The organism is Mesorhizobium sp. IMUNJ 23033 (assembly GCF_044778005.1).
GTDB classification, from domain to species: Bacteria; Pseudomonadota; Alphaproteobacteria; order Rhizobiales; family Rhizobiaceae; genus Mesorhizobium; species Mesorhizobium amorphae_A.
In genome coordinates this window covers 34,291-45,667 of the sequence record NZ_JBJACT010000040.1, presented here as the reverse complement: position 1 = coordinate 45,667, position 11,377 = coordinate 34,291, and the positions used below count along the sequence as shown (strand labels likewise).

9 protein-coding genes and 1 pseudogene are annotated in these 11,377 nt (G+C 66.5%); 7 read left to right on the top strand and 3 right to left on the bottom strand.

The window, feature by feature from the left end:
- Positions 1-331 precede the first annotated feature (331 nt).
- Positions 332-656 (bottom strand): annotated as a pseudogene (locus ACFX5Q_RS30930) (transcriptional regulator); the annotation flags it as partial.
- Between the two features lie 30 nt (positions 657-686).
- On the bottom strand, positions 687-1,157 hold the full coding sequence (locus tag ACFX5Q_RS30925; RefSeq protein ID WP_404283975.1) for an Lrp/AsnC family transcriptional regulator: 471 nt from the start codon (positions 1,155-1,157) through the stop codon (positions 687-689).
- A gap of 99 nt (positions 1,158-1,256) precedes the next feature.
- On the opposite strand from ACFX5Q_RS30925, the gene ACFX5Q_RS30920 reads away from it, so the two are divergent.
- Together ACFX5Q_RS30920 and ACFX5Q_RS30915 are read left to right on the top strand one after the other, a co-directional pair.
- Positions 1,257-2,453, top strand: coding sequence for a diaminopropionate ammonia-lyase (locus tag ACFX5Q_RS30920; RefSeq protein ID WP_404283973.1), 1,197 nt, complete (start codon positions 1,257-1,259; stop codon positions 2,451-2,453).
- A 12-nt stretch (positions 2,454-2,465) separates the two neighbouring features.
- Positions 2,466-3,620, top strand: coding sequence for a M20 aminoacylase family protein (locus tag ACFX5Q_RS30915; protein ID WP_404283971.1), 1,155 nt, complete (start codon positions 2,466-2,468; stop codon positions 3,618-3,620).
- Between the two features lie 231 nt (positions 3,621-3,851).
- On the opposite strand, the gene ACFX5Q_RS30910 is transcribed toward ACFX5Q_RS30915, so the two are convergent.
- Complete coding sequence (locus tag ACFX5Q_RS30910; RefSeq protein ID WP_404283969.1) at positions 3,852-4,520, bottom strand: GntR family transcriptional regulator; 669 nt, start codon at positions 4,518-4,520, stop codon at positions 3,852-3,854.
- Positions 4,521-4,805: 285 nt separating this feature from the next.
- Between ACFX5Q_RS30910 and ACFX5Q_RS30905 the strand changes: the two genes are divergently transcribed.
- The 5 genes from ACFX5Q_RS30905 to ACFX5Q_RS30885 all read left to right on the top strand — a co-directional run bounded on the left by ACFX5Q_RS30905 (position 4,806) and on the right by ACFX5Q_RS30885 (position 11,375).
- Complete coding sequence (locus ACFX5Q_RS30905) at positions 4,806-6,500, top strand: IlvD/Edd family dehydratase (RefSeq protein WP_404283967.1); 1,695 nt, start codon at positions 4,806-4,808, stop codon at positions 6,498-6,500.
- Positions 6,497-7,423, top strand: a complete 927-nt coding sequence (locus ACFX5Q_RS30900) for an amidohydrolase family protein (protein WP_404283966.1) — start codon at positions 6,497-6,499, stop codon at positions 7,421-7,423. Before ACFX5Q_RS30905 ends, ACFX5Q_RS30900 begins: the two co-directional genes overlap by 4 nt.
- On the top strand, positions 7,420-8,343 hold the full coding sequence (locus ACFX5Q_RS30895; RefSeq protein ID WP_404283964.1) for a dihydrodipicolinate synthase family protein: 924 nt from the start codon (positions 7,420-7,422) through the stop codon (positions 8,341-8,343). The genes ACFX5Q_RS30900 and ACFX5Q_RS30895 overlap by 4 nt, the downstream gene beginning before the upstream one ends.
- Positions 8,344-8,459: 116 nt before the next feature.
- Positions 8,460-9,425, top strand: a complete 966-nt coding sequence (locus ACFX5Q_RS30890) for a substrate-binding domain-containing protein (protein ID WP_404283963.1) — start codon at positions 8,460-8,462, stop codon at positions 9,423-9,425.
- Positions 9,426-9,440: 15 nt separating this feature from the next.
- Positions 9,441-11,375, top strand: a complete 1,935-nt coding sequence (locus ACFX5Q_RS30885; RefSeq protein ID WP_404283961.1) for a sugar ABC transporter ATP-binding protein — start codon at positions 9,441-9,443, stop codon at positions 11,373-11,375.
- Positions 11,376-11,377: the final 2 nt, after the last annotated feature.

The window sequence follows — 11,377 nt, the reverse complement described above, 5'->3', positions numbered from 1 at the left end:
CAACGTCTCCAGACGCGTCGACGGCGTGAACTTGAAAAATGCGCTTGGCCAGATCAAGGCCCACGGTGGTAATCTGCATGGCGGATGGCTCCTTAGCTCGGGTTGCCTGACAGCAAACCCACTGTGGCACTGTGATGCCGGGAGCGGGAGCCATCCACCTCATCTGCTTTCAGCACCAGACGAAGCTGATTCTCTACGGCCGACATGCGGCGCAAAGCGGCCAACGCGGTGCCGCAGTCGAATGTCTGCTTTCGGGCAACGGTCAGCAACGTCGTTGCGGCCAAGATGGAGGTCGAACCAGTCGTTCGGAATGATTGGGTCTTGACCCACCTTACGCAGCGCGCTTGGGTTCCAACGCGAACGGGCTGAGGCCGAGCCAGGTCTGCATCTTCCTGCCGATGGCCTGGTCGCCGGTCAAGGCGACCTTCGCACCGGCCTTCTCGACCGTCGTCAGCCCCATCCAGATCGCCGTCATCGTGTGCAGGTCGGTCGAGACATAGAGGTCAACCTCGAAGCCCGGATCGTACCAGCACAGGTCGACCTCGCCATGCTTCTCGACGATCAGCCACCACGAGCGTTTGGACGCCGGTAGCTCCTGATACAGAAACTGTATCACGGTCCGTCCCTCGGGCAGGGGGCGAGGGGTTCAGATTGCGGGAGATTGGCAGCTCCGACGCGCCGCCACCTCACACCGGCACTTCCAGCCCGACCTTCACCCGGTCCATGGCGACGAAGGTGCGGAAGCGTTTGACGTTGTTGTTCTCGAAGAACAGCCGCCGGGTCAGCGCCTCATAGTCGGCCATCGTCGCGACGGTGATGACGAGGATGAAGTCGGCATCTCCCGTCACATAGTAGCATTGCTGCACCTCGGGCACGGCGATGAAGCTGCGCTTGGCGGCGTCGATCAGCTCGGCCCGTTCGCTCTCCACCTCCACCTCGACGAACAGTGTGATCGGATGGCCGACCTTGGCCGGGTCGACCAGCGCGACATTGGCGCGGATGATGCCGGTTTCCTCCATGCGCTTGATGCGCCTTTGCACGGCCGGCGCCGACAAATTGACCGCTTCGCCGATGACCCGCTGCGGCGTCGTGTTGTCCTTCTGCAGGATGGCGAGGATGGCGCGGTCGAAGCTGTCGAGGCTTTGCGAAGCGGGCATGGCGACATCCAGACGAAACAAACTTGCAATCAGATGGTCGAAACAGAGCGCAATTCTCATCCGCCTTGCAATAGATTTCAGCGCTCAAGGGAATAGACCATGCTGCTGCTCAACCGCCGTCCTGAACATCGCCAGCCGCTGGTGGCGGCCGACGCCTCTGCGCTCGGCCTTGCCGGGGCCACCGAGGCCGAGCGTTTCCTCTGCCTGCGCGAGAACCATGCCGAAACGCCGCTGCATGCGCTGCCGGCGCTGGCCGCCGAACTCGGCGTCGGCTCGCTGCACGTCAAGGATGAAGGTTTGCGGCTCGGGCTCGGCAGCTTCAAGGCGCTGGGCGGCTCCTATGCCGTCATCCGGCTGGTGCTGGAGGAGGCTTCAAAACGGCTCGGCCGGACTGTCGACGTCACTGAGCTGAATGAAGCCGACGTGCGCGCCATTGCCGCCGGCATGACCTTCGTCTGCGCAACCGACGGCAATCACGGCCGCTCGGTGGCGCAGGGTGCCGGCCTGGTCGGTGCCCGCTCGGTGGTCTTCGTCCACTCCGGCGTCAGCGCCGAACGTGTAGCGGCAATCGCGCGCTTCGGCGCCGAGATGGTGCGGGTCGACGGTGGCTATGACCATTCGGTGAGGCAAGCCGCCGAGATCGCCGCCGCGCGCGGCTGGACCGTCGTCTCCGACACATCCTGGCCGGGCTATGAGCGCATTCCCGGCCTGGTCATGCAGGGCTACACGGTGATCGTGCGCGAGGCGCTGCGGCACCTGCCCAAGCCACCCACCCATGTCTTCCTGCAGGCCGGCGTCGGCGGTTTCGCTGCGGCCCTAGCAGGCCATCTCGCCGTCGTGCTCGGCGAGGACAGGCCGACGGTGACGGTGGTCGAGCCCGCGCGGGCGGCCTGCATCTACGCCACCGCCGAGGCCGGTCGTCCGGTGAAAATCCCGCATGATGAGCCGACCGTGATGGCGATGCTCGAATGCTACGAGGCTTCGCCGGTTGCCTGGCGCGTGCTGTCCAGGGTCGGTGATGCCTTCATGACGGTCGAGGAGGACGACGCGGTGGCGGTGATGAACCGGCTGGCGCGGCCCTCTGGGGACGATCCGGCGATCGTCTCCGGCGAGAGCGGCGGGGCAGGGCTCGCCGGGCTTATCCGCGCCGCGGCGTCGCGCGACACGCGGGCAGCCCTCGGCCTCGATGCAGGTTCCCGCGTGCTGGTTATCAACACCGAAGGCGCCACCGATCCCGGCCGCTATGCCGAGCTGGTCGGCATGGCGCCAGAGGATGTCCTGCTGCAGACTGCGTGAAGGCGGATGACCATGGCCGAACTCGATCAGGAAAACCTCCATCGCGACATGACCGCATGGCGGCATGAATTGCACGCCCATCCCGAATTCGGCTTCGAGGAGAAGCGCACCGCGGCCTTCGTCGCGCAAAAGCTGCGCGAGTTCGGGCTGGAGGTCGCCGAGGGGGTCGGCGGCACCGGCGTCGTCGGCACGCTGACCAAGGGCAGCGGCAACCGCGCGATCGCGCTGCGTGCCGACATGGATGCCTTGCGCATCGCCGAACAGGGCACGATGACCTACCGCTCGCAGACCCCTGGTACCATGCATGCCTGCGGCCATGACGGCCACACGTCGATGCTGCTGGGTGCTGCCAAACTGCTGGCCGGCGAAGGCGGCTTCGACGGTACGGTGCGCTTCATCTTCCAGCCGGCCGAGGAGTGGGGCAGGGGCGCGCTCGCCATGCTGGACGATGGCCTCATCGAGCGCTTCCCCTTCGAGGAGATTTTTGGCCTGCACAACATGCCGGGCCTGCCGGTCGGCCATTTCGAGACCCGCGCCGGGCCGATCATGTCGGCGGAGGACAATTTCGAGATCGTGCTGAAAGGCGTCGGCGGCCATGCGGCGCGGCCGCATTCCGGCAGCGAGACACTGGTCGCCGCCTGCGCTTTGGTCACCGCCCTGCAGACCATCGTCTCGCGCCGGCTGAGCCCGGCCGATATCGGCGTCGTCTCGGTGACCGAGCTGATCACCGACGGCACCCGCAACGCGCTGCCCGGGCTGGCCCGCATCCTCGGTGACGCCAGGAGTTTCCGGCCCGAAGTCAGCGCCGCGATCGAGAAGCAGATGCGCAAGATCGCCGAAGGCACCGCGCTGGCGCACAATGTTTCGGCCGCGGTCACCTACACGCGCGAATTCGTGCCGCTGGTCAACGATGCCGCACTGGTCGACGAGGCCTTCGTGGCGGCCAGGAGCGTGCTCGCCGGCGATGCCGTAGGCGTCGCGGCGGAGCCGATGACCGGCTCGGAAGACTTCGCCCGCTTCCTGACCCATGTGCCGGGCTGCTTCGTCTTCCTCGGCAACGGCGATAGCGCGCCGCTGCATAATCCGGCCTACGACTTTAACGACCAGGGACTGCTGCATGGCGCGCGTTTCCACGCGGCGGTGGTTAGGAGGCGGCTGCCGGGGTGAGGTCGTAGCCGGCGAGCCGAGAGGCCGAAATGTCGGCGCTTGAACACCCCCCTCTGTCCTGCCGGACATCTCCCCCTCAAGGGGGGAGATTAGATTTCACTTCGGCTTTCGCCAATCTCAAGCACTGCAGGAAGGCCGGAGCTGCCAATCTCCCCCCTTGAGGGGGAGATGTCCGGCAGGACAGAGGGGGGCGCGAAGGAACGCGACACAGGGTGAGTGGCCCCAAGACTCCTAAATCCCATCGCCCGTCTTCTCGATCTCCTGCAGATAAAAGACCTTGCTCGGCTGCAGATGGTCGACGCAGAGCTGGGCCAGCACCCAATTGTCCTTGCGCTTCATCGCCTCGATCATGAACCAGTGGTGCTGGCGCGAGACTTCGAGCTTGTCGCGATCGGCCAGCGAATTCGCCCGCACCGGCAGGCTGAGCCGCATGTAGTGGTCGATCGACGACACCAGATAGTCATTGCCGCAGGCCGAGAACATGGTCAGGTGGAACCGGTCATTGGCCTCATGGATGCCGCGCAGATAGTGGGCGTCGACATGGGCGCTGTAGACCCGGTGGATCTCCATCAGCTCCGCGATCAAGGCATCGCTGGCCGGCAGCGGGATCATCAGCGCTGCCTGGCGCTGCAACAGTTCGCGCACCTCGTAGATCTGCCGCACCTCGTCCGGCGACAGGCGCCTGACCATCGCGCCCTTGTTGCGCTCGCGGGTGACGACGCCGAGTTTTTCCAGCTGGTAGAGCGCCTGGCGGATTGTGTGGCGCGAGACCGGGAAGCGGGCGAGCAGCACGTCCTCGACCAGCCGCGTGCCGGGCGCCAGCTTTCCGAAGATGATGTCTTCCTCCAGCGCCTTAACGACGTCGGCTTCCTTGCCGCCATAGTCTGCCATGTTGAGCATTGTGTCGTCCTCGCGCCGTCTTGTGGGCCACTCTAGCCGCAGACCGAGCCTTCCCGCAACTTGCAGCAAGGGCTTCACATAATCGATAATATGTGCGCATAGGCAAGGGATATTGCCTGATTTGGCGTATCTGGTAGAAATCGGAAGCAAGGATTATTGACAATAATGGCCGCTTGCCTATGGTGCGACGTCAGCGGTGGCCCTCGCTCCGGCGACGCGGTCCCGATGTCTGCGCAAATTTGAGTCCACAGGTGTCGATTGGTCTATCGCGGCCTCAGAAAGGGAGTGACCAGCTACGGCGACGCGGCCTTTTCGCTGTTTCTGCGCAAGGCCTTCATCAAGGCCGCCGGCTACTCCGACGATGCGCTGGACCGGCCGATCGTCGGCATCGTCAACACCGCCAGCGACTACAATCCCTGCCACGGCAATGCGCCGCAGCTGATCGAGGCGGTCAAGCGCGGCGTCATGCTGTCGGGTGCGCTGCCGATGGTGTTCCCGACCATCTCGATCCACGAATCCTTCGCCCACCCGACCTCGATGGTGCTGCGCAATCTGATGGCGATGGACACCGAGGAGATGATCCGGGCGCAGCCGATGGATGCTGTCGTGGTCGTCGGCGGTTGCGACAAGACCTTGCCGGCGCAGATCATGGGCGCGATCAGCGCCGACCTGCCGACGGTCGTGGTTCCGGTCGGGCCGATGGTGGTCGGCCATCACAAGGGCGAGACGCTCGGCGCCTGCACCGACTGCCGCCGGCTCTGGTCGGGGCATCGCGCCGGCGAGATCGACGCCGCCGAGATCGATCTGGTCAACGGCCGGCTGGCCCCGTCCGTCGGCACCTGCATGGTGATGGGCACCGCCAGCACCATGGCCATCATCGCCGAGACCATCGGCCTCACCGTGTCCTTTGGCGCCTCGATTCCGGCGCCGCTGGCCGAGCGGGTCCGTTCGGCCGAAGCATCGGGCCGGGTCGCCGCCGCGCTTGCCGTCAGCGGCAGGCCGTTTCCCAGCGAACTCGTCACCCCGGCAGCACTGCGCAACGCCATGGTCGTCATGCAGGCTATCGGCGGCTCGACCAACGGCATCATCCATCTCGCCGCGATCGCCGGCCGGGCAGGGTACGCGATCGATCTTGCCGAGTTCGACCGGATCGGCCGCGAGGTTCCAGTGCTGGTCGACCTGAAGCCTTCGGGCGAGCACTACATGGAGCATTTCCACGAGGCGGGCGGCGTGCCGCGCCTGCTCGCCGAACTCACCGGCTTCCTCGATCTCACGGTGCCCGTCATCGGCGGCGGCACGCTTGCCGACAGGGTGATGAAGCGCGAGCACATGCACGACCAGCATGTCATCCGGCCGCTCGGCCGGCCGTTGAAAGCGCAAGGCGCCATGGCCGTGCTGTCGGGCAATCTCTGCCCGCGCGGCGCCGTCATCAAGCATTCGGCGGCGTCGCCCGCGCTGATGCAGCACACCGGCCGCGCCGTGGTTTTCGAATCGGTCGCCGACCTTGCCGAGCGCATCGACGATCCCGATCTCGACGTCGCCGCCGACGATGTGCTGGTGCTGCGCAATGCCGGGCCGAAGGGCGCGCCCGGCATGCCGGAGGCCGGCTACATTCCGATCCCGAAGAAGCTCGCCGCCGAAGGCGTCAAGGACATGGTCCGTCTGTCGGATGCGCGCATGAGCGGCACCGCCTTCGGCACCGTCATCCTGCATGTATCGCCGGAAGCCGCCGCGGGCGGTCCGCTCGCTTTGGTGCGCGACGGCGATCGGATCAAGCTCGATGTCGCCGGGCGGCGCATCGACGTTCTCATCGACGACGCGGAACTGGCCAGGCGCGCCGCCGCGGCACGCCCCGCCGTCGAGCGGCCCGAACGCGGCTATGCCCAGCTCTACCATGACCACGTGCTGCAGGCCGACCAGGGCTGCGACTTCGATTTCCTCGTCGCCAGGCCGGCGCACGGCGAGGGGGCTGACGAATGAACGCGGAACGGCCCGGGATCAGGACGGAACCACGGCTCTGCCTGCCGCCGCTGACGCCGGTGCGGCGCGACGCCAACCGCCTGCCGCCGGGAACCTGCGACACCCACGCCCATGTCTTCGGGCCGGTCGCGCGCTTCCCGCTCGACCCTGGCCGCGGCTACACGCCTTCGCCGGTCACCATCATCGACTACCGCCGGGTCATGGACGCCTATGGCATCGAGCGCGCGGTGCTGGTGCACCCGAGCGTCTACGGCTTCGACAACAGCGTGCTGTTCGAAGCGTTGGAGACCATGCCCGACAGGCTGCGCGGCGTGGCGGTGATTTCGCCCAAGGCGCCCGAAACCTTGTTCGCCTCGGCGCACCGGCTCGGCGTGCGCGGCCTGCGCATCAATCCGCGCAATCCGGCCGGCCTGTCGATGAAGGATTTTCACGCTGTCGCCGAGCGCGTCAAGCCGTTTGGCTGGCACATCCAGCTGCAGGTCGACATCGAGGATTTTTCCGATCTCGGCCACGTCGTCGCCGCTGCGGACGTTCCCGTCATCATCGACCATTTCGGCTTCCCCGAGCTGGCGCGCGGCCCCGATGGCCGTGCCTTTGCCGAGCTGGTCGAACTGGCGGCCGCCGGAAAATGCATCGTCAAGATGTCGGCGCCGTATCGCGTCGCCCCGGATCGCTACGCCGCGCTCAAGCCTTTCGTCGAGCGCCTCGTCGACCGCGCACCGGCCGCGCTGATCTGGGCGCTCGACTGGCCGCACACCGAATGCTTCGAGGCGGTGCCCGACGACGGCGCCATTCTCGACCTCGTCTGGGACTGGCTGCCCTCGGAAGACCTGCGCCGGCAGGTGCTCGTCGACACGCCGCGAAACCTGTTCTGGGCAGACGGCGAGCCCGCTTCAACCAAAGCCTCCGGATCCAAAGCATGAAGACCCTGAAAGGCGTCATTGCCGCCACGCCCACGCCGCTCAATGCCGACCTGTCGATCGACACCGACCGCCTGATCGGCCATTGCCGCTGGCTGCTCGGCGACGGCGGCTGCGACGGCATCAATTTGCTCGGCACCACCGGTGAGGCGACCTCGTTCTCGGTCGAGCAGCGCATCGCCGCGATGCGGGCGGTGGCGCAATCAGGCGTTCCGCTGCAGCGCATGATGGTCGGCACAGGCGCCTCGGCGCTGGCCGACGCGGTGGCGCTGACCAGGGCCGCGCGGGAGCTGGGTTTCGCGGGAGCGCTGCTTCTGCCGCCCTTCTACTACAAGGGCATCGATGCCGAGAGCCTGGCCAATCATGTCGGCGAGGTGATCGCCAATGCCGGCCCGTTCGGCCTGAAGATCTACCTCTACCACATCCCGCAAAACACCGGCGTGCCCTTCGCCGCCGAAGCCATTGCACGGCTGCGCGAGCGCTATCCCGACATCGTCGTTGGCCTCAAGGATTCTTCCGGCGACATCGCCTTTTCGCGCTCCTTGGCCGTGCAGTTTCCGGGCTTCGACGTCTTTCCCAGTTCCGAAGGCAGCCTGACCGAATGGAAGAGCTCGCGCTTTGCCGGCTGCATCTCGGCCACCACCAACGTCACCGGCGCGCTGTCGCAGATCGCCTGGTCGGATCCCGACAGCGAGAAGGGCCGCCAGGCGGCGGCTTCGGCGATGGCCATTCGCGGCGTGCTCGGCGGCTTCCCGCTGATGGCGAGCGTCAAGGCGGCATTGGCCGCAATGACCGGCGATGGCGGCTGGGAGCGGCTGATGCCGCCGCTGCGCCGCCTGTCGCCGGCCGAGCGGGCAGAACTGTTTTCGCGGCTGGGCAAGACCGATTTCGCCGCACAGCACGCGCCGGCCACGACCGGCTGAGACACGGAGTCTACGGAGCAGAAAAGGGAGGTCCGTCGGAGGAGTTCGAAAATCCAGCGCGCCGGCCGGACCTCGGGCGCGCATCGCAGGAAAAACATCAACGGAGGAGAACGGAAATGAAAAGACGTACATTCATCGCACTCGCCGCGGCAGCGGCGGCAGCAACGACCATCAGTGTTTCGCCCGTCTTCGCGCAATCGAAGGAGATCGTCTACCTCGCGCCTGCGCTCGACGTGCCGTTCTGGCGCACCGTGGCCAAGGGCGTCGAGGCCGGCGCCAAGGAAGGCGGCTACTCCTTCCAGGCGCTGGAAGCACAGAACAACGCGCAGAAGCAGCTCACCAATGCGCAGGACGCGATCACCCGCGGCGTCGCCGGCATCGTGATTTCGCCGACCGATTCCTCGACCGCGCCGAGCGTCCTGAAGCTCGCCGCCGCCGCCAAGATCCCGGTCGTCATTTGCGACATCGGCACCACCGAAGGCGAATATGTCTCCTTCATCGCCTCCGACAACACGGCCGGCGCCAAGGGTGTCGGCGAGGCGGTTGCCGCAGCGGCGAAAGCCAAGGGCATGAAGGAAGCGCCCTACGGCATGATCACCATATCGCTCGCCCGCATCAACGGCCAGAAGCGCACCGACGGCTTCCGCTCGGCGATGGAGGCAGGCGGCTACGGCAAGGAGATCGCGCTGCAGCAGATGCAGGCCTACACGGCCGACGAATCCTTCAAGTTCGCGCAGGACATGCTGACCGGCAATCCGAACCTGAAGGCGATGTTCATCGAGGCCGACACGCCGGCCATGGGCGCGCTGCGCGCCATCAAGGCCAGCAACCGCTCCGGCGACATCATCGTCGGCGCCTTTGACGGCATTCCCGAATTCGTCGATCTCCTGAAGAGCGGCGAACTGACGGCGGCCGGCATGCAGCAGCCCTGGCTGATGGGCGAGACCGCCGCCAAGTCGCTGACCGAGCACCTTGCCGGCAAGACGCCGCCGAAGGAGGTCCTGGTGCCGGTGATGATCGCCACCAGCACCAACATCGAAGAGCTGCTTCCCGAAGCCAAGAAGAACGTCTTCGGCGAGTAGCATCGGCAAGTTCCAATGCCGCGCCGGGACGGTCCGGCGCGGCTTTCCAGCGAAGGCAAGATGCAGGCGGCAGCAGCGAAAGAAACCCTGTTCACGGCAAGCGGCGTCGAGAAATCGTTCGGCCGCACCCGTGCGCTCGCCGATGCCTCGATCACGCTGAGGCGCGGTGAAATCCACGCTCTGCTCGGCGCCAACGGCGCCGGTAAGTCGACGCTTTCGCGCGTCATCTGCGGCCAGATCCGCCCGGATGCAGGCGACATCGCCTATAGGGGCAAGCCGTTTTCGATCCGCCGCGCCCGCGACGCCATCGATGCCGGCATTTCGCTGGTGATGCAGGAAACAAGTCTCGCCCCCGATTTGTCGGTGGTCGAGAACATTTTTCTCCCCGAGTTGGGCCGGCCCGGCCTGCCCAAGTTCGGCGAGATGCGACGGAAAGCCGAGGACATACTCTCCCGCCTCGGCCAGCGCGCGCAGTTGCCGCTCGACGGCGACGTGCGCGCGCTCTCCGCCGCGCAGCGCCAGCTGGTCGAGATCGCCAAGGCGCTGGCGCTGGAATCCGACCTCATCATCTTCGACGAACCGACGGCGTCGCTCAGCCCCGGCGAGGTCGAGCGGCTGTTCGACATCATGGTCAAGCTGCGCGACGAGGGCAGGGCCCTGGCCTTCGTCTCGCACCGGCTGGAGGAAGTGTTCGCCGTCACCGACAAGGTCACGGTGCTCAGGGAAGGCCGCACCGTCGCCGCCGACGTCGCCACCGCGAAGCTGACCCAGACCGAACTGATCCGCCACATGGTCGGCAGGGAGCTCAGCCAGATCTATAGCGAGCGGGCACCGAGCGCGCATGCCGAAAAGCCCGTCGTGCTCGAAGTCGAGAACCTGAGAAGCGTACCGCTGGTCCGCGACGTCTCCTTCAGCCTGCACCGCGGCGAGATCGTCGGCCTCGGCGGCCTGGTGGGCGCCGGGCGCTCGGAGACGCTGGAGGCAATCTTCGGGCTGAGGAGACGCGACGGCGGCTCGGTGCGCCTCAACGGCAAGCCGTTTGCGCCGCGCAAGCCGGCGCAGTCGATCCGCGCCGGTATCGGCTTCGTGCCGGAGGACCGCCGCCGCCAGAGCATCGTGCCGGACCTGAGCGTGCGGGAAAACCTTCTGCTCGCCCATCTCGGCGCCCATCGCGGCTTCGGGCTCGCCTATCGGCGGCGCGACGAGAAGGTGAGCGAATTGCTCGCCATGCTCGGCCTGCCGGCGGACCGGCTGCTCGACGCCAGCATGCTGAACTTTTCCGGCGGCATGCAGCAGAAGATCATCATAGCCCGCTGGCTGATGCTCGATCCCGAGGTGATCCTGCTCGACGAGCCGACCAAGGGCGTCGACATCGGCACGCGCTCCTCGATCTACGCCATGCTGCGCGCCATCGCCGACCGCGGCGTCGCGGTGCTGATCGTCTCCTCCGACTTCGACGAATTGCTCGGCATCTGCGAGCGCGTCGTCGTCATCAGCGACGGCATGTCGATCGCCGACATGCCGAGTGCTGTGCTGGACGAGGAGAAGCTGACGCTGTTGGCGGCACCCCGCACCTCGATGGAGCGCAACGTGCGCTTCCTGCGCGACCTCGCCGCCACCTATCGCGGCGCCGCCTTCTGGGGGCTGATCGAGGACGAGAAATTGTTTTGCCTGAAGGTCGCCGTCGCCGATCAACGTGCCGCGCCCGGCTTCGGCGACGGCGCTGCAGTGGATTTTGGAGAAACGCGGATTCCGGCGGCACTCGCCGCCGCGAAATCGCAATTCGTCGCCGAGGCCGACGGCGGCCTGAACACCTTGATCGTCGATGTCGCGGGCTCGCGCGGCCATGCCATGGGCGCGGCCGGCCTTGTTCTGCCGCACGACACTGAGCCGCCCGACGCCGGCCAACTGGCTGCCGTCATCAAGGCCCACTACGCCGCCCATGACTGATG

Bases quoted from the DNA above. Each gene is read 5' to 3' on its own strand.
- ACFX5Q_RS30925 (WP_404283975.1), bottom strand. From the start codon at position 1,157: ATGCCCGCTTCGCAAAGCCTCGACAGCTTCGACCGCGCCATCCTCGCC.
- ACFX5Q_RS30920 (WP_404283973.1), top strand. From the start codon at position 1,257: ATGCTGCTGCTCAACCGCCGTCCTGAACATCGCCAGCCGCTGGTGGCG.
- ACFX5Q_RS30915 (WP_404283971.1), top strand. From the start codon at position 2,466: ATGGCCGAACTCGATCAGGAAAACCTCCATCGCGACATGACCGCATGG.
- ACFX5Q_RS30910 (WP_404283969.1), bottom strand. From the start codon at position 4,520: ATGCTCAACATGGCAGACTATGGCGGCAAGGAAGCCGACGTCGTTAAG.
- ACFX5Q_RS30900 (WP_404283966.1), top strand. From the start codon at position 6,497: ATGAACGCGGAACGGCCCGGGATCAGGACGGAACCACGGCTCTGCCTG.
- ACFX5Q_RS30895 (WP_404283964.1), top strand. From the start codon at position 7,420: ATGAAGACCCTGAAAGGCGTCATTGCCGCCACGCCCACGCCGCTCAAT.
- ACFX5Q_RS30890 (WP_404283963.1), top strand. From the start codon at position 8,460: ATGAAAAGACGTACATTCATCGCACTCGCCGCGGCAGCGGCGGCAGCA.
- ACFX5Q_RS30885 (WP_404283961.1), top strand. From the start codon at position 9,441: ATGCCGCGCCGGGACGGTCCGGCGCGGCTTTCCAGCGAAGGCAAGATG.